Below are 26,994 nucleotides of genomic sequence, written 5' to 3' on the forward strand. Positions count from 1 at the left end.
TAAGTCATTTTACTCACTTAGCGTGGTGTCCAAAAGTATTGGATCAGATCATCCAGAGCTTGTAGTCCAGTCCCATGCTCGTCATGGTCATCGAAAAAGGCTTGACCTTGACGTGGTTGTAAGGGCTAGCCTTTAGAAACATATGCGAACCGCTTCGGATGGACCGAAGCCCCGTAATAAAAAAGGTAACTTCCATGCATAAAAAAATCAGGATCATTTTGGTAGCTAGCGTCATCGCGGCCGTCGGGGGGATAGCGGTGGCTGCCCGAGATGGCAAGGATGAAAGTAAACCAGCAGCACCACCAGCTGGCGCACCGATGGCACCGCAGGTGCCTGTGGCTGAGGCCATCACGCGCACAATCACGCCGTCAACTGAGTTCACCGGCTTTTTGGCCGCACCGAAGGTGGTCGAGTTGCGCTCGCGTGTGGGGGGGGCCGTCGACGCGGTGAGCGTGCCCGAGGGAAGTCTGGTACGCAAGGGGCAATTGTTGTTCCAGATTGACCCACGGCCTTTCCAAGTCGCGCTCGACACCGCCACGGCGCAGTTGCGGCAGGCTGAGGTGCTGTCCAGTCAGGCTCAGGCCGACTTTGATCGTGCCGAGCGGCTTGTTGCCACTGGCGCCCTGTCTCGGAAGACCTATGACGATGCAGTCTCCGCACGCAATGCGCGTCAGGCGCAGGTACAGGCGGCAAAGGCCACAGTCGCAGCGGCGCAGCTCGACCTGTCCTACGCGCGGGTATCGGCACCAATTGCCGGGCGCGTGGACCGAGTGCTGGTGACCGAGGGCAACCTGGTCAGCGGCGGCGGTGCAGGAGCAGCCACGCTACTTACCACGATCGTGTCCATCGATCCTGTGCACGTCTATTTCGACATCGATGAGGCAACCTACGTCAATGTGGTGAGCCGCTCGAGACCTGGTTCAGGGACTCATGCTTCGTTGCCCGTTCAAGTAGGCTTGAGCACTGACAGAAACTTTCCGTACAAGGGCGTGCTCGACTTCGTCGGCAATGCGATTGATAGAAGTACCGGCACGATCCGCGCTCGCGCGGTCGTCCCCAACCCTGATGGACGGCTGACGCCTGGGCTGTTTGCGAGGGCCAAGCTCTCCACCGCAAGCTCTCGGCAGGCCGTCCTCATCGACGACCAAGCGGTTGGCACCGATCAAGGCCGAAACTATGTTCTGGTCGTGGGTGAAAACAACCAAGCTCAGTATCGTCCGATTGAGCTGGGTCCCGTAGTCGACGGTCTGCGCGTTATAAACGGTGGCCTGCAGGGTGGCGAAAAAATCATAATCAAAGGCCTCGTACGACCTGGTATGACTGTCACGCCGCGCATGGTGCCCATGCAGGGGCCGGCAGCACCGGCCGCCGGCGCTCCCGACGCGACTAAGACTGCGGCTAGTGCCCCGGCAGTCCCTGCGGAGTCTGCCAAGGCCGCTGGGGCGGCTGGGGCCGATCAGGTCAAGGCTGACAGCGCAGCTGGCTCAGCGGAGGCTCGCAAATGAATTTCCCCCGTTTCTTCATCAACCGCCCTATCTTCGCAATCGTCCTTTCGGTGCTGATGCTGATCGCGGGCGCGATCAGCTACTTCCAGTTGCCACTGAGCGAGTACCCTCAGGTTACCCCCCCAACGGTACAGGTCACGGCGAGCTATCCCGGCGCCAATCCGCAAGTGATTGCCGACACCGTGGCATCGCCGCTAGAGCAAGCCATCAACGGCGTGGAAGGCATGATGTACATGCAGTCCCAGATGTCCACGGACGGAAAGATGGTGCTCACCATCTCTTTCGAGCAACACATCAACGCCGATATCGCGCAAATCCAGGTGCAGAACCGGGTGTCGCGTGCGCTACCCCGGTTGCCACCCGAGGTCCAACGCATCGGCGTTGTGACTGAGAAGACCGCGCCCGACATCCTGATGGTTGTGAACATGCTATCGCCAGGGGATCGTTACGACCCGCTGTATGTGTCCAACTACGCGATGCTCAACGTCCGTGACGAACTGGCACGCCTGCCGGGCATCGCCAACGTGTTGCTTGGTGGTGAGGGTGAGTACGCGATGCGGGTCTGGCTCGACCCCGAAAAGGTTGCGTCTCGTGGCATGACCGCTAGCGATGTGGTCGCCGCCATTCGGGAGCAGAACGTGCAGGTTGCGGCCGGCTCTATCGGTCAGCAGCCTAACGCCTCGTCTGCCTTTCAGGTCACCGTCAACGCACTCGGGCGTCTCACCACCGAAGAGCAATTCGGCGATATCGTCATCAAGGCTGGCACCCACGGCCAGGTTACACGCTTGCGCGACGTGGCACGTGTGGAGTTAGGTGCGGAGAACTACACCATGCGCGCCCAACTTGATGGCGGCAACACGGTTGGCATTCAGATCCTGATGACGCCTGGCTCCAATGCACTAGATGTGTCTAGCGCGGTACGCGCGACGATGGATCGTCTACAAGCAAGCTTTCCAGAGGGCATCGAGTACAAGATCGCCTACGATCCTACGGTCTTCGTGCGGGCCTCGCTTCAGTCTGTAGCGGTCACGCTGCTAGAGGCGATTCTGCTGGTGGTGATCGTGGTGGTGCTGTTCCTGCAATCCTGGAGAGCGTCGATCATCCCGCTGATCGCCGTGCCGGTCTCGCTGGTCGGCACCTTCGCCGTAATGCACATGTTCGGCTTCTCGTTGAACACACTGTCATTGTTCGGCCTCGTACTCTCAATCGGCATTGTTGTGGACGACGCCATCGTCGTGGTAGAAAACGTGGAGCGCCACATGGCACTTGGCGAGTCGCCCAAGGACGCAGCGCTCAAAGCCATGGACGAGGTTACTGGCCCGATCCTGGCCATCACCTCGGTGCTGGCGGCGGTCTTCATTCCCTCGGCGTTCCTGTCTGGGCTGCAAGGCGAGTTCTATCGCCAGTTCGCGCTGACCATCGCGTTCTCGACCATCCTATCGGCGATCAATTCGCTCACACTGTCGCCCGCGCTGGCCGCCATCCTGCTCAAGCCGCATCATGGCGCGGCCCAGCCCGATCGAGTCACGCGCCTCATCGACGGCCTGTTTGGTGGCTTCTTCCGCCGCTTCAACCGCTTCTTTGACAGCGCCTCGAATGCTTATGTCGGAGGCGTGCGCCGCGCAGTTCGCGGAAGTGCTGTGGTGCTGCTGCTCTATGTCGGTTTCCTGGGGTTGACGTGGCTGGGCTTTCATAAGGTACCTGCCGGCTTTGTGCCCGCACAGGACAAGTATTACCTCGTGGGCATCGCCCAGCTTCCGACTGGTGCCTCGCTGGACCGCACCGACGCGGTTGTCAAGGAAATGAGCAAGATCGCGCTTGCCGAGCCTGGCGTCGAAAGCGTGATGGCATTCCCCGGCTTCTCCTTCAACGGCCCAGTGAATCAGCCCAACACCGCGCTGGTGTTCGCCATGCTCAAGCCCTTCAACGAACGAAAGGACCCGTCGTTGTCGGCGTTCGCCATTCAAGGCAGGCTCATGGGCAAATTCAGTCAAATACCGGACGGCTTCGTCGGGATTTTTCCTCCGCCACCGGTGCCTGGCCTGGGTTCAATGGGCGGCTTCAAGTTGCAGATCGAAGACCGTGCGGGCCTGGGGCCAGACGCACTTGCACAGGCCCAAGGTCAGATCATGGGCAAAGCCATGCAAGCGCCTGAGCTGGCCAACATGTTGGCCAGCTTCCAGGCCAATGCTCCACAGTTGCAGGTGGACATCGACCGCGTAAAGGCCAAGTCGCAAGGTGTGTCGCTGACCGAAGTTTTTGACACGCTGCAGATCAATCTGGGCTCGCTTTATGTCAATGACTTCAATCGATTTGGCCGAACTTACCGAGTGATGACGCAGGCCGATGCGAAGTTCCGTATGCAGGCTGAAGACATTGGCATGCTGAAGGTGCGGAACGCTTCGGGGGACATGATCCCGTTGAGCGCGATCGCGACGATCTCACGTAGCTCCGGTCCCGATCGAGTGATGCACTACAACGGGTTCCCATCAGCTGACATCAGCGGCGGACCAGCACCGGGCTATTCGTCTGGCCAGGCTACTGCCGCGATCGAGAAGATCGTGAGCGAATCGCTGCCGGACGGCATGACCTACGAATGGACTGACTTGACGTTCCAAGAAAAGCGGGTTGGCAACACCTCCATCTACATTTTTGCGTTGGCAGTGCTGTTGGCATTCTTGTTCCTGGCAGCTCAGTACAACAGTTGGTCGCTTCCATTCGCTGTTCTGTTGATCGCGCCCATGGCGTTGCTTTCGGCGATCGCCGGTGTTTGGCTTACGGGCGGCGACAACAATATCTTCACGCAAATTGGCTTCGTGGTGCTCGTAGGCCTGGCAGCCAAGAATGCAATTCTGATCGTGGAGTTTGCCCGTGCCAAGGAGAGTGAAGGTGTCGATCCGTTGGCGGCCGTGCTTGAAGCGGCGCGGCTGCGGCTGCGCCCGATTCTGATGACGTCACTGGCTTTTATCGCTGGCGTGATACCGCTGGTGCTCGCGAGTGGAGCGGGTGCCGAGATGCGTCACGCAATGGGTATCGCTGTGTTCGCCGGCATGTTGGGCGTGACGGCATTCGGTCTGGTGCTCACGCCGGTGTTCTACGTCGTAGTGCGCAAGCTGGCGTTGCGTCGTGAAGCCAGTCAAGCCCGCGTCGGTATGAGCGACAAGCATAACGGCCAGGAGGAATTTTGAGATGAAGAAACCTTTCGCACTCACACAACCTGCCAAGAGCTTGGCACCGGTAGCTTTCGCGATAGCGTTAGCCGGTTGTTCCATGGCACCCAAGTACGATCGGCCGCCAGCGCCGATTGATATAGTATATCCTTCGGGCGCGGCCTATGCAGAACCGGCGAAAGCGACGCCAGAGGCCCCAGTCACGGACGCGGCCGATATCGGCTGGCGAGATTTCTTCCGCGACCCGCTGTTGCAACAATTGATCGGTATCGCGCTGGAGAGCAACCGCGACATGCGCAAAGCTGCGCTCAACGTTGAGGCGGCGCAGGCACTGTACCGCATTCAGCGCGCTGAGGTGCTCCCGAACTTGGGGGTATCCGGCAGAGGGGCCGCAGAACGACTGCCAGCCGATCTCAGCAACACCGGCGCTGCCGACGTCGTGCGTCGTTACGAGGTTGCTGGGGTGACCGCTGCCTGGGAACTGGACGTCTGGGGCCGTATCCGCAGCCTCAGCAACCAAGCGCTGGCTTCCTACTTGGCTATGGACGAGACTCGCATAGCGACGCAGATGAGTTTGATCTCTGAGGTTGCTAACGCCTATCTCACGTTGCGGGCTGACCAGGAGTTACTGCAGTTAACAGGCGAGACGCTCGGCACGCAAAAGCGTTCGCATGAACTTACTGCCCAACTGTTCGAGGCTGGCAATGCCACGCAACTTGACGTGCGCCGCTCGGAAATTGTACTGCGTACAGCCGAGGCCAACTTCGCGGACTACACACGTCAAACGGCCAAAGACCGAAACGCGCTAGTGCTACTGCTCGGCCAGCCGCTGACGCTTGAGCTGTCGCAGCAACTTGACAAAGCCATAGTGCTGCCGGATGGCATCGTGCCGACCGAACTGCCCAGTGGCCTACCTTCTGAGTTGCTCGTGCGCCGACCGGATGTGCGCGCGGCCGAGCAGGTACTTCTGGGTGCCAACGCCAGTATCGGAGCAGCGCGAGCCGCTTTCTTCCCCACCATCAGCTTGACGGGTTCGGCGGGGACGGCAAGCGCATCGCTTGATGGGCTCTTCGAATCGGGTTCGCGCGCCTGGAGCTTCTTGCCGCAGATTACGGTGCCTATTTTCCGGGGTGGCGCGTTGCGCGCCAATCTGGATGTGGCGCACGTAAAAAAGCGCATCGAGATCGCCAACTACGAGAAGTCCATTCAAGTTGCTTTTAGTGAAGTGGCTGATGGCCTTGCCGGCAAGCGAACACTTGATGAGCAGATTCGTTCAGAGCAATTCCTGGTTGCTGCTAGTCAGGGCATGTATGACCTGGCCGAGCAACGTTTCAGGGAAGGTGTGGACGATAACCTCACCTTGCTTGACGCGCAGCGTACGCTGTACAGCGCGCAGCAGACGTTGGTGCGTACGCGTCTGGCTCGGTTGAGCAACCTTATCGCGCTCTACAAGGCTCTGGGAGGCGGGTGGACAGAGAGCACACCAAGTGGTGTGGCGCAAGCGAGTCGATAGTTAGTTTTTCCCTACTGGCACTGGTATTGGATATTCGTACCAAGAAATGACGCATGGTGGCAGTCGCCTCCATGCGTGTGTAGATGAGTATGAAAACCGGCGAGCTTGCAAAGCTAACGAGGACTCCCTGGGTTCTACGAGGCTCAGGGTCTTTTACCTGCTCCTGATCGTTATAGCAACAACTAAAGGCAATAAAGGCAGGAGCAAGTTGAGCGGTTGCAGCTTATACTAAGTTGCAAAGTATTAGGTATCAGTCTGGAGCAGATCCGGACTATCTCAGGGGGTAGCTTTGACCGACATTTTTGATGTATTACAGGTAAATTTGGGATCGCTTTACGTCAATGATTTTAATGGATTTGGCCGTACCTACCGTGTAATAACTCAAGCTGATGCCCCATTCCGTATGCAGGCAGACGATATTGGATTATTGAAAGTCAGGAATTCTGCTGGTGATATGATCCCTTTATAAGTATTGATCAATATCAAACTAACTTCAGATCCTGATCGCGTTATGAGATACAACGGCTATCCATCCGCTGATATTACGGGAGGTACTGCATCAGGATATTCTTTTGGTCAGGCTACAGATGCTATTGAGAAAATAGTTAAGGAAAATCTACCTGAAGGTATGGCGTACGAATGGACTGATCTGACCTATCAGGAAAAATTAGCGGGCAATTCCGCACTGTATATTTTCCCATTGGCGGTATTCTTTGCATTCTTGATTCTTGCCGCTCAGTACAACAGTTGGTCGCTTCCATTTGCTGTGCTGCTTATTGCACCAATGGCACTCCTTTCTGCAATTGGCGGTATATGGATCTAAACGGTGATAATAACATCTATACTCAAATTGGCTTCGTTGTTTTAGTCGGGCTGGCCGCAAAAAATGCCATTTTAATCGTTGATTTTGCAAGGACTCAGGAGAATTAGTGACGATCACCGCTTGGGGCCGTACTCGAGGCAGCGTACTTACGTTTGCGTCCTATTTTGATGACTTCTCTTGTATTTATTGCTGGTGTGATATCTCTTGTACTAGCTAGTGGTGCTGGAGCAGAAATGCGTCACGCCATGGGTATTGCAGTGTTTGCCGGTATGCTTGGTGTAACCTTCTTTGGATTACTACTTACGCCGGTGTTTTACGTTATAGTAAGAAATCTGTCATTAAGAAAAAACGCAGAAAGTATAGTCAATCTTTAGTGAAAAGATATCAGAGTGAAATGAGTTTAGACCTTGACCTTACAACAGTGGAAAGCCCTACAATCAGAAGTACTCAAACCAAACTGGAGGTATATAAATGCAATTTCATTTAGAAAATATGACATGTGGGGGCTGCGCCCGGACGGTAACTAAAGCAATTAAGGATATAGACCCAGAGGCTACAGTTTTAACTGATCCTCCGACTCGTAAGGTGACGGTAAAAACTTCATTATCAGTTGAAAAGGTCTCCTATGCTCTAATTGAAGCAGGCTTCCCTCCTCGGGATTAGTATTTTCCTTTTACGGTTGCCTCCTGAATGAGGCAACTTTAAATTTCGCATTCAGGGCATTCATTCATAGACTGGACCTTAAGAATTAAGCCCATGCAGTATCCCATCTAACGTGATGTTTTGTTTGTCTTTTGACTGTTGGGCTTTTTGGGCGTTCTTCGTTATATAACGGGTCGCCCAATCTATCCTCTCCGCTATTTCTGACCATGCGTGCTGGCTGATGCTTTCAAGATCGGCAACAGCCAAATTTCCACATTTTTGGCGGCCTTGAATAGCTAGACTGATGGCATGATTTGAAGAAAGACGCTTCGCCGAATGATCAGAGCGAGCAGGCTTGACCATACCAAACCATCTACAATCGCTTTCTGTGCCGCCATAAATTTCTGCAAGTTTGTATGGGATTTCAACTCTTTGAATCGCAACTTCACCTGCCAGCGACAACGATAGATTGCCATAACATCATCCGCTTAGTAGGTTTCCCGCGGGAGGTTGATAAGCCAGATGCAAAATCGTATTTCTCCGGCAAAACAGAGCCTTATTACTCTGAATATCTGCTTTCCTCGACGAACTTGCAAATCGAGCGTAAGCGCCTCATAAACCGCGCATTCTAATCACCTAACACGCAGAATAAGATCAAGTCTCCAACCATAAGGAGATTTAAAATGGCAAACGATGCACCAACCAATAATGGCAAACGCTAATCAAGCAATCTGAATCGAGTTCATTATCAACACTCACATTTTGTAAGCTCAATCAACTCAATCCCTCAACGTTCTCTGCCAAGCGCCAGCAACTCAACAACACTGGCGCATCTCAAGGTTTTGTTAGAGCAGAAGTCGTTGAAAAGATAACTCAGTATCAGGCCCAAGTGGCAACCGCCAACATGACACTCTTCGTCAATGATATCGAACTGCGCAATCCCCAATGCACGCCAGTAAGTAACCTGGCTGAACTCATCGGTGCGCTATCATGAAAGGCATGCTGAGCTCACTAGAGATTTATCTGTATCGTGAAAGTGTCGATTTTAGAAAGTCCATCAACGGCCTTGCCGCGATTATCGAAAGTGACACCGATTTACCGTTAGTAAGTGGCGCATTATTCCTGTTCACCAAAAACAGCGCGATAAAATCAAAGTGTTGTGCTGGCGTGTGCCACGAACAAAAGGTTAATACCTTTTGGATCTGTATTTCTGATGAGAGAAGGCCTCTCGAAATCTACCTGTAGGGGGCGGTTTCAAAACCACCAAGTGCTTCTGTAAAGTGCGGTTTGGAGACTTATCTGATCGCTCATTCAACACTGAGTTCACCTTCGCAGGTGATCTACACTTCGGAGCAGCTATTTAGTAAGGTATTCAATTCTTCAATCTATCTAACCGAGTCCACATAGGACAACTGCATAGACTGGAGCCTCGATTTACATTAACGAGGACTCCTCATGCGAAAACTATCTCCAATTATTCTGGCGCTTGCGCTGTCTCCATTGGTTCAAGCTGAACCTGTGTCTGAAGTGTCGCCCGTTGGCAAAATTGACGGCATGGTTTCTTTACCTGTCACGGGTATGAAAGCGGTCGAAAGCAATGGCCGTATTGTTTTCATGTCAGACAGTGGCCGGTTCGTCATTGATGGCACGCTCTATGATGCCTGGTCCAAAAAGCCGCTTACCAGTCTTGAAGAAATTCGTGAAGCGGGGAACACGCTGGACTTAAGTCGTCTTGGCTTAAAAATGGATGATTTGAACCCACTGACGCTGGGCGAAGGCAAAAAGAAAGTGGTGGTCTTTGTTGATCCACGATGCCCGCACTGCCATGAGCTTTTGAAACAAGCTTTACCGCTAACCAAAGAATACACCTTCCAAATACTCCCTGTGCCAGTGCTTGGTCCTGATTCAGAGCGTCAGGTTCGCCAGCTTGGCTGTGCGCGTGACAAGAAAGCGGCCACCGATGCATTGCTCAATGGCCGGATTGGTAACCTAGAACAGGATGATGCCTGCAACTTAGAGCCAATGCAGCGTACCTTGGTGACGGCTCAAATCCTGGGCATTCAAGGTGTGCCTTTCATCGTCGCCAATGATGGTCGCATCAGTCGAGGCCGTCCTTATGATCTTTCTGCTTGGTTGGAGGGGCGTTAATGAAAGCCTCTCTGTATTCAGGGCAACGCGCTTCAGAGCTGTTGCCAGTATTGGCCTATTCAGACGATGAGCAACTGTTTTTCATGGAAGACCAGAGTGTTGGCTTTGGTTTTCTATGTGACCCATTGCCGGGTGGTGATGAGTCTGTTGCAGATAGGGTTAATGTTCTACTCAACAACGACTGGCCAAAAGACACTTTGCTGCAATTTGGCCTGTACGCCTCGCCTGATATTCAAACCGACCTTCAACGCATGATGGGCTTACGGCATCGTCAATCCGATCCATTGCTCAGGGCGTCGATACGCAAACGTGCGGATTTCCTCGATGGGGGCACGGTTCAACCGATAGAAGAATCGACCCAGACTCAGGTACGCAACTTTCAACTGATCGTCACCTGCAAATTGCCTTTGGAAAGTCCTATACCGACGGAGCGTGAGTTGAGTCGAGCATCCGCGATTCGGGCTTCTTTCTCGCAAGCGCTGGCAACGGTTGGTTTTCGCGTCACTGAGATGACTGACCGAAATTGGCTCGCGGCATTAAGTTCGCAACTTAACTGGGGAAAAGATGCTTCTTGGCGCAATCCATCTCCAATCCGCAGTGAGGCAGATAAACCACTTCGAGAGCAAGTGTTGGATTATGACCGAGCTATCAAGGTGGATAGCCAAGGTCTGATGCTGGGCGATTACCGAGTTAAAACCTTATCGTTTAAGCGCTTGCCTGAGCGGATCTGGTTTGGTCATGCCGCAAGTTTTGCGGGCGATATGATGACGGGCAGTCGCGGTTTACGCGGCAGCTTTTTGCTGAATGTCACCATTCACTTTCCTTCAGCCGAGGCCATGCGATCTCGTTTAGAGACGAAGCGTCAATGGGCGGTCAATCAGGCCTATGGCCCGATGCTCAAGTTTGTGCCGGTGCTTGCAGCCAAGAAAAAGGGATTTGATGTTCTTTTTGAAGCCTTGCAAGAAGGTGATCGTCCTATTCGGGCAAACATGACCTTAACGCTGTTTTCCCAAACGGAAGAAGCGTCCATCAGCTCTGTTTCAAATGCTCGAACTTATTTCAAAGAACTCGGATTTGAGCTGATGGAAGACAAGTACTTCTGTTTGCCCATTTTTCTGAATGCCCTGCCATTTGGTGCCGACCGCCAGGCGATGAACGACTTGTTTCGATTCAAGACCATGGCGACACGGCATGTGATCCCTCTGTTGCCTTTGTTTGCGGATTGGAAAGGCACGGGCACGCCAGTGATTAACTTTGTTTCCCGTAATGGCCAGATCATGAGTGTGTCCCTTTATGACTCGGGCAGTAATTACAACTGTTGCATCGCGGCGCAATCGGGGTCGGGTAAGTCATTCCTGGTGAACGAAATCATCTCCTCCTACTTATCTGAAGGCGGCCAATGCTGGGTGATTGATGTTGGCCGCTCTTATGAAAAGCTGTGTGAAGTCTATGACGGTGAGTTCTTACAGTTCGGGCGGGACAGTGGCATTTGCTTGAATCCGTTTGAAATTGTTGAGGACTATGACGAAGAAGCGGATGTGCTGGTTGGGCTATTGGCTGCAATGGCCGCACCTACGCAGTCATTAACTGATTTTCAGATGGCCAACCTAAAGCGTCAGACCCGTGAACTTTGGGAGAAAAAAGGTCGTGCCATGTTGGTTGATGATGTGGCTGAGGCCTTAAAAAATCATGAAGACCGTCGTGTGCAAGACGTGGGTGAGCAGCTCTATCCGTTTACGACACAGGGCGAATATGGCCGTTTCTTTAATGGTCACAACAATATTCGTTTCAAAAACCGTTTCACTGTTCTGGAGTTAGAAGAGCTCAAGGGGCGCAAGCACCTACAACAAGTGGTGTTGCTTCAGCTTATCTACCAAATCCAACAAGAGATGTACTTAGGTGAGCGGGATCGTCGCAAGATTGTGTTCATTGACGAAGCCTGGGATCTGCTGACTCAAGGTGATGTCGGTAAGTTTATCGAGACGGGTTACCGTCGATTTCGAAAATATGGCGGCAGTGCTGTAACGGTAACGCAGTCGGTCAACGATTTATACGACAGCCCTACAGGTAAAGCCATCGCTGAAAACTCGGCCAATATGTACCTGCTTGGCCAAAAAGCTGAAACCATCAACGCGCTCAAAAAAGAAGGCCGCTTGCCACTCGGTGAAGGCGGTTATGAATACCTGAAAACCGTTCATACCGTCACTGGTGTCTATTCCGAAATTTTCTTTATTACCGAGATGGGCACCGGGATTGGCCGCCTCATCGTCGATCCGTTTCACAAGCTGTTGTACTCGTCCCGTGCAGAAGATGTAAACGCGATTAAGCAGTTAACGCGTAAAGGCCTTTCTGTTGCTGATGCCATCTCCCAGTTGTTAAAGGAGCGAGGCTATGAATAAGTCCACGCTTTGGCCATTTATGGCCTCTATTACTTTGTCTATTGCAGGCAGCGGTTTAATGACCAGCTGGCTCTTAATGAAAACACTCGAACCTATCCACAGCCAGTTGGCGTTAAGTACGCCCATTGCAGTCGTGGATTTTGGGGAGGCGGTGCTGTCACTGGGCCCCAATGCCAGCGAACAAGACATCGAATCCAGGTTGCTTCAGACCAATCAGCAAATTGAAAAGCTAAAAGCAGCCGGTTTTATCGTGCTGGATGCCCAAGCGGTGGTGGGTGCTGATGATTCCATATTTGTGCCAGTAGGCTCAAAGGAGGTGTCTCATGCAGATACTCCGTAAAAGAATGCCTTGGCGGCCATATCTCATCCGGTTGGCCGCTCTTGCGTTAATCATGGCCTTGGTAGGCACCTACGCCATGATGCGCTACCGAATAGGTATTGATACCCAGCAAGAGCGCTGCCTGCCTGATACCACGGTGTATCTGATTGACCTATGGAATAAAGAGCCCGTTAAGGATGGTTTGTATGCCTTCCACTCAAAAGGACTTGCTCCGTTATATAACGACGGTACTCGTATGCTTAAACGCCTAACAGGGATGCCAGGGGATGAAGTCAAGGTGACGCCTGAGCATGTGCTGGTGAACGGTGCTGAAGTCTCTACCGGCATGGCATTAGCCCAGCGTCTTGGTGTGGCTGAAACAGAATTTAGCCGTTCATTGATGCTGCAAGAAAACGAATATTGGTTTTCCGGCGAGGCCGCAACGAGTTTCGACTCCCGCTATTGGAATGCCGTTAAGCGCGAGCAGATTGTCGGTCGCGCTTGGCCGCTTTGGTAGGAGGTGGAAGATGAGAAGACTATACCTCTTATTTTTGTTGGTTGCGCCATTGGCTTGGGTTCAAGTGTCCTGGGCACAAGAGCCTTATCCGTTGTCTGACGAGGACAAAAAGATCGTCGAAATGAGCCGCAGCATTTTACAAAGTGCTGTGGATGGTTCATCTGAATTTATCGAGCCTTTTTCACCGATTGAACAACCTGCGTCGCTCAAAAACAACGATGAATGGTTGATATTTGCGTCGTCCTCACTGGGAGATTCCTCACTGAAGCAGCTATTTAAAGAGGCCAGTGCTACCGGCGCTATTGTGTTGTTTCGGGGAATTCCTGAAGGAAAGAACTTGGGGGCGGCTATCCGTGATTGGCATACGCTGATGGTGGGACTTGATCCTGTTCCTCAGGTTCGAATCGATCCGAAAGCCTTTGTGCACTGGCGGGTGACTAGCGTGCCTGCCATTTTCCGCATAGAAGATGACAAGGTGACTGCAAGTGCACTAGGGGTTTACAGCAAGGACTGGTTGCAGCGTCAAATTGAAAAAGGCAATACCGGTTCATTGGGTCAACGCGGTCCTATTCATTCCATTTTAGAACCGGATTTGATGCAAGTGGCGATGCAGCGTTTACAGTCGATTGACTTGGGCGCGTTAAAGAAAAAAGCCATTGAGCGATTCTGGTCTCGCCAAACTTTCACTGAGTTACCCAAAGCCACGCAGTATCGGATAAGAATGGTTGATCCAACCATCGTCATGCAGCGGTCACTATTGGATGCCAGTGGCCGAACATTGATCCCAGCAGGAACGCGTATTAACCCGCTAAAAGCCTTGCCGTTTACTCAGCAGCTTGTGGTGTTTAATGCGTCGAACGCTGAAGAAGTGGACGCAGTAGCGCATTGGCTTGAGACGCAAGATAGGACACTGCGCCGCATTACGCTTATCACCACGCAGCTCGACCGTGCCCAAGGCTGGAATCGCCTCAATGCGCTCGAAAAGACATTGGACAGTCCGGTTTACCTTCTCAATGGCTCGCTAAAGCAGCGCTTTGATTTGCAAGTCACCCCGTCGTTTGTTCAAGCAAAGGGGCTCGCGTTTGAAATAGAAGAAATTCCAGCAAAGGAGCTTGTTCATGAAAAAGCTCAATAATACGTATCGTCTGTTGCGGACTCTCATTGTCATGTTTGTCCTTGGCGCATCTATTCCTGCAAAAGCCGAACTGACCTGCCCAGACGCGGGTTTATTGTCGGGTAAGTTGCTGACGGATGTTTGCTGGTCATGCATTTTTCCTATCCGAGTTGCGGGTCTTCCTCTTGGCTCTGGCAGTGTCCCAAGCGGCGCATCAAACAAGTCATTTTGCTTATGTGAAGATAACTTAGGCGTGCCAAGGCCAGGTATTGTTACCAGCATGTGGGAGCCAGCGCGTTTAATTGAACTGGTCAGAACGCCGGGTTGCTCGCCTTCCCTGGGAGGGATTCGTTTACCGTTAGGTGATAGGCGGCTGCAAGGTGGTCATGGCGAGGGTGAATACGATACCGGTGATCTCGCTTTCTACCATTACCATTATTACGCCTTTCCGCTTTTGGTCATGCTCGATTTGTTCATGGATGGCAATTGCAATGCCGATGGTTACATGGACTTTGACTTGATGTATTTGTCCGAATTGGACCCCACATGGATGAACGATGAACTGGCCTTTTTTACTCAGCCTGAAGCTGCTGCCGTTGCCAATCCATTGGCTATATCTGCTTGTACCGCTGACGCTGCTTCATCAACGCTTGGTAAACCCATCGATCAGTTGTTTTGGTGTGCTGGCAGTTGGGGCCATCTCTATCCCTTATCTGGCCACACCTTAGCCTTTGGCTCATTAGCAGAAAACACCAGCCATTTAGCAGCGCGAGCAATCGCGGCTCAACACAGGCGTGGTCTTGCAAGGCGAACAATGGGGAACAGTGCGCTATGCCGACCTGTTATCGAACCCATGCTGCCGAAATCCCAATACAAGATGAGTATGTTCTTCCCTGTACCGGAAACTGAAAGTGCGCATGTCATCGGTGAAAGCACCATGAAATGGGGAGAGTGGCGAACGATCCCCGGTGCCGGTGAAGATGCGCTCTACATTTTGTGGCGCTGGCAAGACTGCTGTAACTCGGGAGGTTAACCATGAAACCAACACTTTTTACCCGAGTTTTAGCGGGTATTTTATCAATCACTATGGCGTGCCTGCCCTTACATGGTGTGGCCGCTGATGTGCAGCGCCAATCCGGCCTAAGCGGACAACAAGAAGGTAAGCAATTGCTGCAAAACTGGACGATGCCCGCACTCAATGGCAATACATTGTCGGTGCCGAATGGCAGTGGTAATGAGTCCATTAACTTGCAAGAGCTTTTCCCTGGTATGGATCAGGGCTCATTGGATGTCTTAACGGGCGTTTATGGCTCTGATGCCAGCATGAATCAAATGGGGACACAGCGCCAAGAGAGCATGGCATCCGAAAGTGGCGCTACGGGTGAGGCGTTTCGTTCGCTACAGCAAATCAAAGACAGGTCTCGGCCAGATATGGTCAATGATCCGCTTTGGGCATTAACTGATGCGGTTCAAACTGCCCCCAATCTATTAACGCAAAGCTTCCCCGGCTGTGAGTCTCAAGGTGAAGGTAGCCCAAATTACCAGCAATGCGACAGGCTCAATACAGCGGTTAACAGCTGCACTATTACTCACGATTACACGGCAGGCATTATTGAGCATGTTTCAGGACCAATGAACCTTCGCTCTTGTGGTGAGGGATGTCTTGAAGTTTGGATTGGACGAATTGGCGACAACTACTGGAGTGGCCGTTGTAAAGTGTTTGAACAGGCCATCACACTCAAAGTCGTGAACCCCGATGCGATTACTTCAGCCGTTCTTGAGTACGCCAAATGGGATGACTACATGCAGGTGTGGCTTGGCGATCAGAAAGTCTGGTCTGGGCCGAACAATAACTTTCCACCAGAAACGGCAGGTCGCTGCGAGCTCAGTACCAGTTGGGAGCGCAATCCAAATACCGATCTCACTGCCAGGCTAAAAGCGGTAGAACCAGGTTTAGAAGTGCCGGTAAAAATTCGCGTATCGGTCACTGGTAGTGGTGAGGGGTATGCACGCATCAAGGTGCGCTTTGATCCAACCAAGGTGGTGATGAATGATAGTTGGTCGCCACAATCCTGTATCGAACAAGCAGCGGATATCCCGACGAAGTTTTCAGACTACAGCATTCAATGCACGGATCAGCCTTCTTCAACCAACGGATGTACGGTGGTCAATGGTGTTTCAGTTTGTGAATCCTACTTTGCCCCAAGCCCAGTGGCTGGCATATCGCCTTTGTGTCGGCGTGTTCAAGTTAGTGTGGATGATGAAAGCTATAAGGGGATTGAAAATCAGGCCTGCCAAGTGCTTGAAGCGAATCCTTCCTGTGGATTCATGTCGTCAGAATGTGCCGAGACCAATGATAAAGGTGAATGCATTCGTTTTACCGATACCTATGACTGTGGATTGCAAACCAGCGATCCAAAGTGTGTGGTATCCAACCTTATGCCAAGTAGTTTTGAAGCTTGTGAGCCTACTCAGACGATTACGCCATTTACTGAAACCAAGCATGTACCGGATTACCAGGTGTGCGAGAAGATCAGCACGCTTACTGAGTGTCAGTTAGAACGACGTATATCCGCCCAAACCCATCAACAAAGCTGGTCCATTGAGCGTGGTTGCTTTAGCTCCGAAACGCTCAGTTTTGTTCCACAGCACAGCAGCACTATGCAAACTGGAAACGCGACGCTGAGAGTGTTTGATAATCAAAATACTGAGATAAAAATCACCGAGTCGCCGTCCAAGGCAAATGGCTGGAAAACGACACTCTCATTGACGGGCAACAAGGAGACGGTCACAGAGACGAAACCGTCCATTAAATACCCTGAAATGACCTGTCCAAAAGGAACCTTAGTTGGTTCATTGTGTAAGGTCGTTAATGGGTCGATTATTTCGTGGCATGAACCTCAGGAAGTTACTCGTTCCAGATGTGAATCCGGCTGGAACAAAGTCGATTTCGATACTTGCAGCCGAGAAGTTCAGAAGTGTTTGGCTCCTGCGAAACTGAGCGCTTCATTGACCTTCTCTGGCAAGTACTTAGAACAGGACGTTGTTCATCAATCAAGTGATCCGGGCATAGACCAATGCTTGATGCAAACGGATCAGTTTACTGCCGTGCAGTGGCAGTGTTTGGATACGGGCACAAAACGAATCGACGGGTTAACGGTTGGTAGTGGCGAGTTGGCCAATCTTGGGAGCCTTTATCCAGCGGTTGTTTCGTCTCCTGTTCATTTAACCAGTCGCGGCAGCTCTGATGGACTGGGACTCTCATGCTGGAGGGCAAGAGCAACCTACAATGCTTCGACTGCTCATCCAGAGTTCAACATGGGCAGCTCAGATAGCTGGGTAGATGCCAATGGTAATACACAAACCATCGTTAATAACGGACAAAACACGACCACCAATACGTGTGCCGCGCTGGAGCAAAACCTGGCCTGCCAGTACGTCAGAACCGAATGCACTGAAGGCGGGGCTGGTCATGAAGGCTTCTGCTATATCCAAAGTTTGGTGTATGACTGCGGACAAAGCGTTGAAGTGCAAAATGCACGAATGGAAACTCAATACAACTGTGAGGGGCCAGTTCGCTGTATGGGCACAGATTGTTTAGAGCCAGAGTCAATCAAGCAGGCTAACTTTGCAGAAGCCGCAGCGATGCTTAATGCGGCGCAGTTTATGACCAATGATATGTCATGTACGGGAGCTGATGGCCAAGATAACGTCGAGTGTACGGTCTTTAAAGGTAATGCTGGCCAGTGCAAAAAAGCCGTTGGTGGCATAGTGGATTGCTGTGAAAAGCCAAGTGGCGTGTCGTTATCGGACTACATCACGATGATAGTGGCGGTTAACAAGCTTGATACGGCAGTCATGGCTATGAATCCGTCTTCGGCAATCTATGGTTCCTGGAATACGCTTAGGGAGCCAATCACGAGTACTTGGAGTGCGGTCCAAGAGCCTTTTGTGTCTGCATGGGACTCTCTCATGGGGGCTGGGCCATCAACGGCTGCTGGCGCGGGAGCGGAGCAAGCTGCGACTGGCTTCATGCAGGTGTTGACCAACAAAACGGCTGAATGGGTAGGCTCTACCTTTGGTTCGGGGGCGCAATCGGCACTGTTTAGTAACGTTGGTGGTGCTGTCGGAGCCGATGGTGTTGTTTCGGGCGGCAACTTTGCGCTGGGTGGCGCTGCGGGCGCGGTTCTGAGTACGGTTATGACGGCCTACATGATTTATTCAGTCACCATGATCCTCATTCAGCTTATCTGGAAATGTGAGCAGAGTGAGTTTGAAATGAACGCCAAGCGGGTATTGAAGAGTTGCCACTATGTAGGCTCTTACTGCAAGTCTAAGTTCTTAGGTGCCTGTGTTGAAAAACGGCAGTCATATTGCTGCTTTACTTCGCCACTTTCACGGATCATTCAAGAACAAGTACGTCCTCAATTGGGCCTTGGTTGGGGCAGTGCGAAATCTCCCAACTGTGAAGGATTGACCGCGAGTCAGTTAAACCAGGTGGATTGGAGCCAAGTCAATCTGGATGAATGGATAGGTATCTTATCGATAACAGGCAACCTACCCGAAGTACCGTCACTGGATTTGGAACGACTCACAGGCTCAGGAAGTACGCTAAACGTTGATGGAAACCGTCAAAGTGCCGCAGATAGAGCTATTGAAAGGCTAAACGGAATGGATGCCCAGAAACTGCGTCAGGAGGCGACGGAAGAAATTTCGGGGAATAATTGAGCGCACTCATAGAACAGAAGGCTTTGTGATGCAAAGCCTTCTATATCGATATGAAATAACCATTGAACTTCTGAGAAAACATTACCCAACCTTGGAATTTGTATTCCTTGCGTGCTGAGCTGTACAGTTCTCAATTTACATTCAACGTAAAAAATCTAGACAAATAGGTCTAGGGTGTTGACATGTTAGACTTAGTTGTCTAAATTGATGCTGTATTAGTCATATTTGTCTAGAGGTTGGTATGGAAATGGAAGATAAAGCGAAAGTCGCTGGTGCTGTTGGTGGCCTCGGCGGTGTAGGTGGTTCAATTGGTGCCGTATCAGCGGCAGGTTCCGTTGCAGGTTTAAGCGCTGCTGGTGTCACTTCCGGTCTTGCCGCCATAGGTGGTGTAGTTGGTGGTGGAATGGTTGCCGGACTTGCAATTACTGCGGCAGCTCCATTGGCGATTGGTGCTGGAACTTACGGTATATACAAGTGGCTGAAATCATAGGTCTGAAAAATGAAACACGATGAACTAAATGAGCGTTTAAGAACTTTCTTAATTTCAAGCCGAGAAAATGCGGGTTTGTCCCAAAGTGATGTTGCTGCAAGATCTGAGGTTTTTGGAATTGGAAGAACACTGGATCAACGGGCTGTTTCAAGAATTGAAAGTCAACCAATGAATGCTGATGCAATTAAGATTGCTGGGTATTTATCAGCTGTTGGGATTCAGCCAAGCAAGTATTATGAAATTTTAACGGAATACACTTATAAAGAGGATGATTACATTATGTCAGAAGTTGGTGAGCAAACTATCAAAATTAAGGTAGAGGCAGCGAAGTCGCTTATTTCATCAGTGAAAGATAGTATCGATTGCTACAATCATGAATATATCGATTCAATAGGGCTTAAAAGTAAGGTTGAACAGCTTGAGGCTGTAGTAGATGGACTTAATAGAAAGCCTGTAATTGGATGTTTTGGTCATTTTGATGCAGGTAAGTCAACACTGATTAACACTGTTATCAATCAGTCATTGCTCCCGACCAAATACCAACCAGCAACATGTGTTGTTAATCTTCTTATGCACGAATCAGATAAGCCTGAAACAATTTCAGGAAATGTGGCTGTGTTTAAGAAGGGCTTTAAGCCGCATATGGTTCATTCACCAGTTGATGTCGAAAAATATTTAATTGAACAAGGTGGTTCAGAAATATTGGATAGATTAGGAGTACACAATCATGAAGATGATGTATTAAATGAGGCTTATATCGCAATTGTTTTTTCAGATTCCGAGATACTTCGTTCGGTTTGGTTGTTGGATACCCCAGGGGATCTTAACGGTTCAGATGAGTCTGATACTGAGAAGGCTCTCGGTGGTGTAGAACTTGCTGATGGTGTTGTTTTTGTTTCAAATCATACCGGGTTTTTCAAAGATAGTGATTTAGGGTTTGCATCAAATATCATCAGGCAGAGACCACCAGTGGATAAGGAGAAACCACTTGATCATTTAATGTTCATTCAGTCTCATTGTCACTCTGAAATAAGCAGGGATGATGTGGAAGCTGTAGGTCGTGTAACCTTCAAGAGAATTAAAAAGCAACTAGATAATTTAATATTTTCATCATGGATGGAAGATGGATTTATTACGCAATTACCAGAAAGTTCAGAACTAACAGCACGAGTTCAACCATTTTGGCGTGAAAATAATGACTATCGTAGTGATACATTGCGAAAAATCACCGAAATGGCTTCGTCTCTAACTTTGAACCAAGAATCAATAGTAGATAAGTATATTTCTAATATTCTAAAGAATATCGAAAATATGCTATTGAGTGAGATTGAAAATCTAAAAAACAAGAAATCGGAGACTTTCGAAAGAATTAAGGAGGTCAACGAGAAGGATGCGCGATTTCGTGAGTTGTCTACTCAGTTGATAAAAGATTTTAACTCTCTCATTGAATCATGTAATAGCCACAAAAAACACGACTTGGATGTTATTAGTACCTATTACAAATACAACACTTCTGTTGAAGGTCTCGAAGAGCTTATCAATGACACCTATTCGGACAAGAAAGAGGCTCAATCTGAGTTAGGCAATTATATTGGTCAGCTTTTGACTACAAAATTAGAAAGCACATTAAAGACTAGTGGTAAAGCCGTATCGACGGAATTAGATTCTTTGTTGCTGAGATGGCAGGAAGCTGCCCCCACAATCTCAACTACAGGAATTGATACCCAAATATCTGGATTGGGTGCAGAGTTTAGTGCATTTAACTCGAGAGCGGCTTTTGTTGGAGGTCTTGCGGGATTAGGAAGTCTTGGAGCTATGGCATTATATGTATCGACTATAGCAAGTAATTTAGGTGCATATATTTTAGTTGGAAAGGCAGCTGGAGTATTGGTGTCTTTAGGGTTGGTTGGAAGTGTTACTACAGTAACTTCATTCGTTGCAGCCATCGGTGGTCCTATTACCATAGGTATTGCTCTTGCTGCGGCAATTGGTTACATAATATATCGACTAGCTGGTGGTAGTTGGCAAAAATCACTCGCAAAAAAAGCCGCAGAAGCAATTCGTAAAGAGTCGGTGTTTGATGACATAGAGAAAGCTGTAACTGAGTATTGGAATAGTACATCTAAGGCAATCAAAGCTGGTTTGGATGAGCTAATCATCAAAACTGATGAATATATTGAAAATTTAAAGGCTGATGCGAAAGTTGAATATGATATTGATGAAGTTGATGTATGTGTCTCACTTATCGATGACACGTTATTAATTCTTAAGTCTAGCGACTAACTCTTGATGGGAGGTATTTATGGCTTGGTGGTTCGCTGCTCCTCTTGTTATATGGGGGGCAAAAAAAATATATGATGCTGTTACTGAAGATGATGAGCCATCATATAGCTCAAGTTCAAGTAGTACACTATCTTCTGCGAAGTCTACTCGTACAAAGTTAAGGAAAAAACTCATACGAGAAGCAATACTTGAGAATAGGAAGTCGCTAATATCAAAGGCTTTTAGCGATAGAGAGTCTGAACTTGTTAAGTTGGATGGCTCAAGTAAAGCCGATGCGATCTTAGACGTTTCCGGTTTTAATGCGGCTTTAGGTAATTTGTCTAGCACTGTAAGGTTGTTAAATCCTACTTATAGTGAGAGTTTTGAGGAAGTTGATGGTTCGTTGTTGGTTTTCACAGATTTAAACTCGGAGGTCAACAATGTTGCAAAAAAAGCTGACGATGAATATGGTTCAATGGCGGGCATTGATCACTACAATGAATACGATAGATCCATAGATCCATTCATAGCTAAGTTGCAAAGTGAGATTTCAAGATAAATACAGTTTAATTAGTGGGATCTAAAATAGGGGCATACTGCCCCTATTATTTTATTATCTATTTTATATGGTGGTTTTTATTGCCTTGTAAGGCTTTAATTCGATTGTCTCGTGTAATTTCCCATTCATCAACAGGGTCCATTCTTGACCAAGCTTCAAAAAGCTGAGTTTGTTGCCTGCTTAGTCTTAGGCCGTATTGATCTCGCATGTAGAAATAAATTCTAGCAATATCACCCTGACGGTTAGCTGGTGGTTCTGCTCGACGGTCTTTGAAATAAACTTCGAAATCACATAGACCATAGGCTCTTGGTTCATTCGGAATCATGCCAAATCGAAAATTTGATCTATCCCCATTGAGTTCTCCTACAGATGGTACAAGGTTATGGAGATCCGACACCATTTTAGAAAACTCAGCATCATTCTTTTCACAGTTCCGACGACCACCATTTTGCCAGCATTGGCGTTGATGGCCAATTTCCCAAGCTGAGACAACGTGCTCCCACTCTAAGCGTTCTCCTCGTTTCGGTTGCTTCCTTGGTTCATATCCGCAAGATGCAGCATCAATCGCACCATCATTGTTATAGCTACATCCACAGTAAAACGTACTCTGGTTGTCTTGGTAAATTTCTCGGGCAAATCGTTTTGCCTGACTGAACGATGTGGGGTGTTCTGCAATTGCAGGTATAGCGAACAACGCTATAAAGAAAGTAACGAAAAAATCAGTTCTATTCATGTAGCTTGGCCAAAAATGACAGTTAAATTCATTTTAATGATTTTGATAGAAAATGCAGCAAGATGAAGAGCCCCTTCGAGAGGGGCTGGTTGATGGGAGCCTGGTTGGCTAGTTGGCGGGGGTATCTGTTTCCTCTTCAGTGATATCGTCATCGGTTAAAGGCACCGATTGTTCAACTTCTGCTTCTTTACCCTTAGCTTGGGCTGATTTTCGTGCTCGAATTTCGATATCAATAATGCGTCGTGCAAGTTTGATAATGCGCTGTTGCCATGCGTAGTTGCCATCAACACGTTGTTTGTTGCTAAGCACGCTAGACAACCAGAGTGTGTCCATTGAGATCATCAACGCATCGAGTTTGCGAACTAAGCCGACAAACTGGCCAACCTGAGGCGAGCTGATTTTGGCGTTGAAGGTAATCGGGTCGGTGTAGTCAGGTACTTCATCGATGCCGTTGGACTCCATCAGTTTGTCCAAACGAGCTTGTTCGCTGTCTACCACCTTAGCGCAATCCTCGATCAACTGGCTAATGATCTGTTCCACTTCATCAATTTCGTTCTCATCGCCAATGATGCGCAAGATGACATCGATTCCATAAAGCGCACTGACCGTCCGTTTAAAAACACGGTCAACGACACGTTGCGCCTGTAAGCTGTTAATTGTGAATGATTGTTCAAAGATTGGTTTTGAGTAATTGGGTTTTGCTTGGGCCATAAGTTTGCTCCTGATATGACAATAATCAGTCCCTAGCCTAATCCTCAGTGAGGTAATGGCCTTTCAGCTAGGTGGAAGAATTGAGCATCTTTCTGACTATCCTGTCTGGATAAGACGGTTACACTGAATATCAAATATTGCTGATCTGTTTCAGTGATATCTGCGCCTGAGAGCATGAGCTCAAAGGAAGCCCGCCGCTGAGTATTCTCAGTGGTACTAAGAGGTAGCTAGCCTCCTTAAACAAATAGCCTGCATGTTTTTACATGCGCAACCATGCGTTCCTTACGGTTCGCCTTTTTACCACCCAACTGGGGGAGTTTTCCCCAGTTGGGGGTGACTCCTTCACAACCAAATTAAGGAGTCACCAATGGAATATATCTTCGGATTTATTATCCAAATCGCAGGCATTATGTTGCTTGCAAAACTGAGCTGGTCGCTTTTGCGATTACTTGCTCGTCAAAGCGTGCGCCCGTTTCGATTTGTACTTACTCAAATCAAGCGATTGCTCACACCAACATCAAAACGTCGTCCAATGGCAGTGCCTAAAGTTCCTGGTATGCCCCGTTTGACATCTGCGTTTTACAAAGAGCCACATCAGTACGACATGGCTTTACTCGAAATACCAACCTATCTGCGTCGTCAGTCTTCTTTGCCCAGCCGGGTAGAAGCGACTGTGTGCACAGAGTTCAACTAAGACGAGGAGAACATCATGAAAAACCAAGTAACACTCATAGGCTACGTTGGCGCTGAGCCAGAGACACGAGCCTATCCATCAGGTGATTTAGTGACCAGTATTTCACTGGCTACTTCTGAGAAATGGCGCGACCGTCAATCCAATGAGCTCAAAGAGCATACGGAATGGCATCGGGTTGTTTTTCGAGATCGTGGTGGATTTAAGTTAGGGCTAAGAGCAAAAGATTTGATCCAAAAAGGAGCGAAGCTTTTTGTTCAAGGGCCTCAGCGCACGCGCTCATGGGAGAAAGATGGCATTAAGCATCGATTGACTGAAGTGGACGCGGACGAGTTTCTGCTTCTTGATAGTGTGAACAAAGCATCCGAGCCATCACCGGCGGATGATGCGAGCTCCCAAGCTAATTGGGCACAAACTTATCCTGAACCAGATTTTTAACCGAGCGATAACGCTTTAACCCAGCCGGGAGTACTTTCCCGTCAGGGGCAGACTCCCACTTTGATTGTCGGAGTCCAAAATGGAAAAACCAAAGCTAATCCAACGCTTTGCTGAGCGCTTTAGTGTCGATCCAAACAAGTTGTTCGATACTCTAAAAGCAACAGCATTTAAGCAACGTGACGGTAGTGCACCGACCAATGAGCAGATGATGGCGCTCTTAGTGGTTGCAGATCAGTACGGCTTGAACCCTTTCACCAAAGAGATTTTTGCGTTCCCTGATAAACAAGCTGGGATTATTCCAGTGGTAGGTGTCGATGGATGGTCTCGCATCATTAATCAACACGACCAGTTTGATGGCATGGAGTTTAAGACTTCAGAAAACAAAGTCTCCCTGGATGGCGCGAAAGAATGCCCTGAATGGATGGAATGCATCATCTATCGGCGCGACCGTTCGCACCCAGTCAAAATCACTGAGTATCTGGATGAAGTCTATCGACCGCCTTTTGAAGGTAACGGCAAAAATGGCCCTTACCGTGTAGATGGTCCATGGCAGACGCACACTAAGCGAATGCTAAGACATAAATCCATGATCCAGTGTTCCCGCATTGCGTTTGGCTTTGTGGGAATTTTCGATCAAGACGAAGCAGAGCGAATTATCGAAGGCCAAGCAACACACGTTGTTGAGCCATCGGTGATTCCACCCGAGCAAGTTGATGATCGAACCCGAGGGCTTGTTTGCAAGCTTATCGAGCGGGCGGAAGCTTCAAACGCTTGGAATAGTGCATTGGAATATGCCAATGAACATTTTCAGGGTGTTGAACTGACGTTTGCGAAACAAGAAATATTTAATGCACAGCAACAGGCAGCCAAAGCGCTCACACAGCCTTTAGCTTCTTAGCGCCACGCATTCATTTTACTAACCCTGGCGGGATTTTTCTCCCGTCAGGGGGAAGGTCTCGTCTTTTTTTTGGAGATCTTCCATGACTAAATCAGCCTCATTTTTTCGCTTGGTATTGGTTGTTGCCCTTGTCTTAGGTTCGATTCAAGCCGGTAAAGCGGCAATTGATTCGGTTCAAGCAAGTGTTGTTCAGCACCAAACAGCGTTAGCGCAAGCTGCAAAGTAACCACTTAACCCTGAAGGGGAGTTCTCTCCTTCGGGGGAGTCTCCCCTCAAAGGAGGCAATATGAAGGTTATCGACCTATCACAACGTACTCCTGCATGGCACCAGTGGCGCATTGCAGGGGTTACGGCATCTGAAGCCCCAATTATTATGGGGCGTTCACCCTACAAAACACCTTGGCGATTATGGGCAGAAAAAACCGGATTCGTATTACCGGAAGACCTGTCAAATAATCCTAATGTGCTTCGCGGTATACGGTTGGAGCCTCAAGCAAGGCGAGCATTTGAGAATGCGCATAATGACTTTCTTCTGCCGTTATGTGCTGAAGCTGATCATAACGCAATCTTTCGAGCCAGCTTTGATGGCATCAACGATGCGGGCGAACCCGTTGAACTGAAATGTCCTTGCCAGTCAGTTTTTGAGGATGTGCAAGCTCACAGAGAACAAAGCGAGGCGTACCAGTTGTATTGGGTGCAAGTACAGCATCAAATACTGGTCGCCAATAGCACGCGTGGTTGGTTGGTATTCTATTTTGAGGATCAACTGATTGAGTTTGAAATACAACGAGACGCGGCGTTCTTAACTGAATTGCAAGAAACAGCGCTTCAGTTTTGGGAGTTAGTACAGACCAAAAAAGAACCGTCAAAATGCCCTGAACAAGATTGTTTTGTTCCCAAGGGTGAAGCCCAATACCGCTGGACATCGCTGTCTCGGCAGTATTGCTCAGCACATTCCGAAGTTGTCCGACTGGAAAATCACATTAAATCTTTGAAAGAGGAAATGCGAGACGCCCAGTCAAAATTGGTCGCCATGATGGGTAACTACGCTCATGCCGACTATGCTGGGGTCAAACTCAGCCGCTACATGATGGCGGGCACGGTGGACTATAAGCAATTGGCCACCGATAAGTTAGGCGAGCTGGATGAACAGGTTTTAGCCGCTTACCGAAAAGCGCCACAAGAGCGGTTGCGCATTAGCACCAATAAGCCAGAGCAGCCCGTTGAAACACCAATCAAAATCAGTCTTGAGCAAGATAACTTGGTTCTGCCAGGTGACTCGCCGAGCTCATTTTACTTTTAACGTTCACTTGGAGCCGATTTCGGCTCCTTTC

Annotated in this window: 24 protein-coding genes and 3 pseudogenes; 24 read left to right on the top strand and 3 right to left on the bottom strand. The window is 49.5% G+C overall.

The genetic code is table 11. The features are described 5' to 3' along the window. Nucleotides 1–194 precede the first annotated feature (194 nt). The 7 genes and pseudogenes from SPUTW3181_RS05840 to SPUTW3181_RS05870 all read left to right on the top strand — a co-directional run bounded on the left by SPUTW3181_RS05840 (nt 195) and on the right by SPUTW3181_RS05870 (nt 7,674). Nucleotides 195–1,505 (top strand): efflux RND transporter periplasmic adaptor subunit, encoded by a 1,311-nt coding sequence (locus SPUTW3181_RS05840; protein ID WP_011788493.1) that lies wholly within the window; start codon nt 195–197, stop codon nt 1,503–1,505. After that, entirely contained in the window at nt 1,502–4,693 is a 3,192-nt protein-coding gene (locus tag SPUTW3181_RS05845) for an efflux RND transporter permease subunit (protein ID WP_011788494.1), read from the top strand. Before SPUTW3181_RS05840 ends, SPUTW3181_RS05845 begins: the two co-directional genes overlap by 4 nt. Before the next feature lies 1 nt (nt 4,694). Then, nucleotides 4,695–6,188, top strand: a complete 1,494-nt coding sequence (locus SPUTW3181_RS05850) for an efflux transporter outer membrane subunit (protein WP_011788495.1) — start codon at nt 4,695–4,697, stop codon at nt 6,186–6,188. A 216-nt stretch (nt 6,189–6,404) separates the two neighbouring features. Continuing rightward, nucleotides 6,405–6,494: a hypothetical protein gene (locus tag SPUTW3181_RS22320; RefSeq protein ID WP_122040756.1), complete on the top strand. Its 90-nt coding sequence runs from the start codon at nt 6,405–6,407 to the stop codon at nt 6,492–6,494. Between the two features lie 16 nt (nt 6,495–6,510). Then, nucleotides 6,511–7,011 (top strand): annotated as a pseudogene (locus SPUTW3181_RS22325) (efflux RND transporter permease subunit). Continuing rightward, a pseudogene (locus SPUTW3181_RS22330) lies at nt 7,002–7,385 on the top strand (efflux RND transporter permease subunit). Before SPUTW3181_RS22325 ends, SPUTW3181_RS22330 begins: the two co-directional pseudogenes overlap by 10 nt. A gap of 97 nt (nt 7,386–7,482) precedes the next feature. Continuing rightward, nucleotides 7,483–7,674 carry a heavy-metal-associated domain-containing protein gene (locus tag SPUTW3181_RS05870; protein ID WP_015066565.1) on the top strand — a complete coding sequence of 64 codons (192 nt, stop codon included), beginning with the start codon at nt 7,483–7,485 and terminating at the stop codon, nt 7,672–7,674. Between the two features lie 78 nt (nt 7,675–7,752). Here the strand turns inward: SPUTW3181_RS05870 and SPUTW3181_RS05875 are convergent. Continuing rightward, nucleotides 7,753–8,255: pseudogene (locus tag SPUTW3181_RS05875) on the bottom strand (IS4 family transposase); the annotation flags it as partial. Between the two features lie 119 nt (nt 8,256–8,374). Between SPUTW3181_RS05875 and SPUTW3181_RS22335 the strand changes: the two are divergent. From SPUTW3181_RS22335 to SPUTW3181_RS05930, 12 genes are all read left to right on the top strand, one after another. Then, a complete protein-coding gene (locus SPUTW3181_RS22335) occupies nt 8,375–8,647 on the top strand; it encodes a hypothetical protein (protein ID WP_071979591.1) in 273 nt (90 codons plus the stop codon). Next, nucleotides 8,644–8,898, top strand: a complete 255-nt coding sequence (gene tnpB / locus SPUTW3181_RS05880; RefSeq protein ID WP_011788498.1) for an IS66 family insertion sequence element accessory protein TnpB — start codon at nt 8,644–8,646, stop codon at nt 8,896–8,898. The genes SPUTW3181_RS22335 and tnpB overlap by 4 nt, the downstream gene beginning before the upstream one ends. Nucleotides 8,899–9,108: 210 nt before the next feature. Continuing rightward, nucleotides 9,109–9,801, top strand: a complete 693-nt coding sequence (locus SPUTW3181_RS05885) for a DsbC family protein (protein WP_001228924.1) — start codon at nt 9,109–9,111, stop codon at nt 9,799–9,801. Continuing rightward, the gene (traC, locus tag SPUTW3181_RS05890) at nt 9,801–12,200 is read left to right on the top strand and encodes a type IV secretion system protein TraC (RefSeq protein WP_011788499.1); all 2,400 of its coding nucleotides are present in this window, start codon (nt 9,801–9,803) and stop codon (nt 12,198–12,200) included. The genes SPUTW3181_RS05885 and traC overlap by 1 nt, the downstream gene beginning before the upstream one ends. Beyond that, entirely contained in the window at nt 12,193–12,540 is a 348-nt protein-coding gene (locus SPUTW3181_RS05895) for a hypothetical protein (protein WP_011788500.1), read from the top strand. Before traC ends, SPUTW3181_RS05895 begins: the two co-directional genes overlap by 8 nt. Continuing rightward, nucleotides 12,524–13,036 (top strand): S26 family signal peptidase, encoded by a 513-nt coding sequence (locus tag SPUTW3181_RS05900; protein WP_011788501.1) that lies wholly within the window; start codon nt 12,524–12,526, stop codon nt 13,034–13,036. Before SPUTW3181_RS05895 ends, SPUTW3181_RS05900 begins: the two co-directional genes overlap by 17 nt. Before the next feature lie 10 nt (nt 13,037–13,046). Beyond that, the gene (locus SPUTW3181_RS05905; protein WP_011788502.1) at nt 13,047–14,171 is read left to right on the top strand and encodes a TrbC family F-type conjugative pilus assembly protein; all 1,125 of its coding nucleotides are present in this window, start codon (nt 13,047–13,049) and stop codon (nt 14,169–14,171) included. Then, entirely contained in the window at nt 14,155–15,183 is a 1,029-nt protein-coding gene (locus SPUTW3181_RS05910; RefSeq protein WP_011788503.1) for a TraU family protein, read from the top strand. Before SPUTW3181_RS05905 ends, SPUTW3181_RS05910 begins: the two co-directional genes overlap by 17 nt. 2 nt (nt 15,184–15,185) lie before the next feature. Next, nucleotides 15,186–18,878 carry a conjugal transfer protein TraN gene (gene traN, locus SPUTW3181_RS05915; RefSeq protein ID WP_011788504.1) on the top strand — a complete coding sequence of 1,231 codons (3,693 nt, stop codon included), beginning with the start codon at nt 15,186–15,188 and terminating at the stop codon, nt 18,876–18,878. A 241-nt stretch (nt 18,879–19,119) separates the two neighbouring features. Continuing rightward, nucleotides 19,120–19,368 carry a hypothetical protein gene (locus SPUTW3181_RS05920; RefSeq protein ID WP_011788505.1) on the top strand — a complete coding sequence of 83 codons (249 nt, stop codon included), beginning with the start codon at nt 19,120–19,122 and terminating at the stop codon, nt 19,366–19,368. A 9-nt stretch (nt 19,369–19,377) separates the two neighbouring features. After that, the gene (locus SPUTW3181_RS05925; RefSeq protein ID WP_011788506.1) at nt 19,378–21,651 is read left to right on the top strand and encodes a dynamin family protein; all 2,274 of its coding nucleotides are present in this window, start codon (nt 19,378–19,380) and stop codon (nt 21,649–21,651) included. Nucleotides 21,652–21,670: 19 nt separating this feature from the next. Further along, nucleotides 21,671–22,189, top strand: a complete 519-nt coding sequence (locus tag SPUTW3181_RS05930) for a hypothetical protein (RefSeq protein ID WP_011788507.1) — start codon at nt 21,671–21,673, stop codon at nt 22,187–22,189. A gap of 58 nt (nt 22,190–22,247) precedes the next feature. Here the strand turns inward: SPUTW3181_RS05930 and SPUTW3181_RS05935 are convergent, their stop codons facing one another. Both SPUTW3181_RS05935 and SPUTW3181_RS05940 read right to left on the bottom strand, forming a co-directional pair. Then, nucleotides 22,248–22,922 carry an endonuclease gene (locus SPUTW3181_RS05935; RefSeq protein WP_011788508.1) on the bottom strand — a complete coding sequence of 225 codons (675 nt, stop codon included), beginning with the start codon at nt 22,920–22,922 and terminating at the stop codon, nt 22,248–22,250. 108 nt (nt 22,923–23,030) lie between these two features. Then, on the bottom strand, nt 23,031–23,633 hold the full coding sequence (locus tag SPUTW3181_RS05940) for a hypothetical protein (protein WP_011788509.1): 603 nt from the start codon (nt 23,631–23,633) through the stop codon (nt 23,031–23,033). 367 nt (nt 23,634–24,000) lie between these two features. On the opposite strand from SPUTW3181_RS05940, the gene SPUTW3181_RS05945 reads away from it, so the two are divergent. The 5 genes from SPUTW3181_RS05945 (at nt 24,001) to SPUTW3181_RS05960 (ending at nt 26,963) form a co-directional block, all read left to right on the top strand. After that, nucleotides 24,001–24,327 (top strand): hypothetical protein, encoded by a 327-nt coding sequence (locus SPUTW3181_RS05945; protein ID WP_011788510.1) that lies wholly within the window; start codon nt 24,001–24,003, stop codon nt 24,325–24,327. Nucleotides 24,328–24,342: 15 nt separating this feature from the next. Beyond that, a complete protein-coding gene (locus SPUTW3181_RS05950) occupies nt 24,343–24,762 on the top strand; it encodes a single-stranded DNA-binding protein (RefSeq protein WP_000795984.1) in 420 nt (139 codons plus the stop codon). A gap of 79 nt (nt 24,763–24,841) precedes the next feature. After that, the gene (gene bet, locus SPUTW3181_RS05955) at nt 24,842–25,660 is read left to right on the top strand and encodes a phage recombination protein Bet (protein WP_011788511.1); all 819 of its coding nucleotides are present in this window, start codon (nt 24,842–24,844) and stop codon (nt 25,658–25,660) included. Between the two features lie 82 nt (nt 25,661–25,742). After that, nucleotides 25,743–25,886 (top strand): hypothetical protein, encoded by a 144-nt coding sequence (locus SPUTW3181_RS21975; protein WP_169460295.1) that lies wholly within the window; start codon nt 25,743–25,745, stop codon nt 25,884–25,886. Nucleotides 25,887–25,946: 60 nt separating this feature from the next. Next, on the top strand, nt 25,947–26,963 hold the full coding sequence (locus SPUTW3181_RS05960) for a YqaJ viral recombinase family protein (RefSeq protein ID WP_011788512.1): 1,017 nt from the start codon (nt 25,947–25,949) through the stop codon (nt 26,961–26,963). Nucleotides 26,964–26,994 lie beyond the last annotated feature (31 nt).

It is taken from the genome of Shewanella sp. W3-18-1 (assembly GCF_000015185.1).
GTDB classification, from domain to species: domain Bacteria; phylum Pseudomonadota; class Gammaproteobacteria; order Enterobacterales; family Shewanellaceae; genus Shewanella; species Shewanella putrefaciens.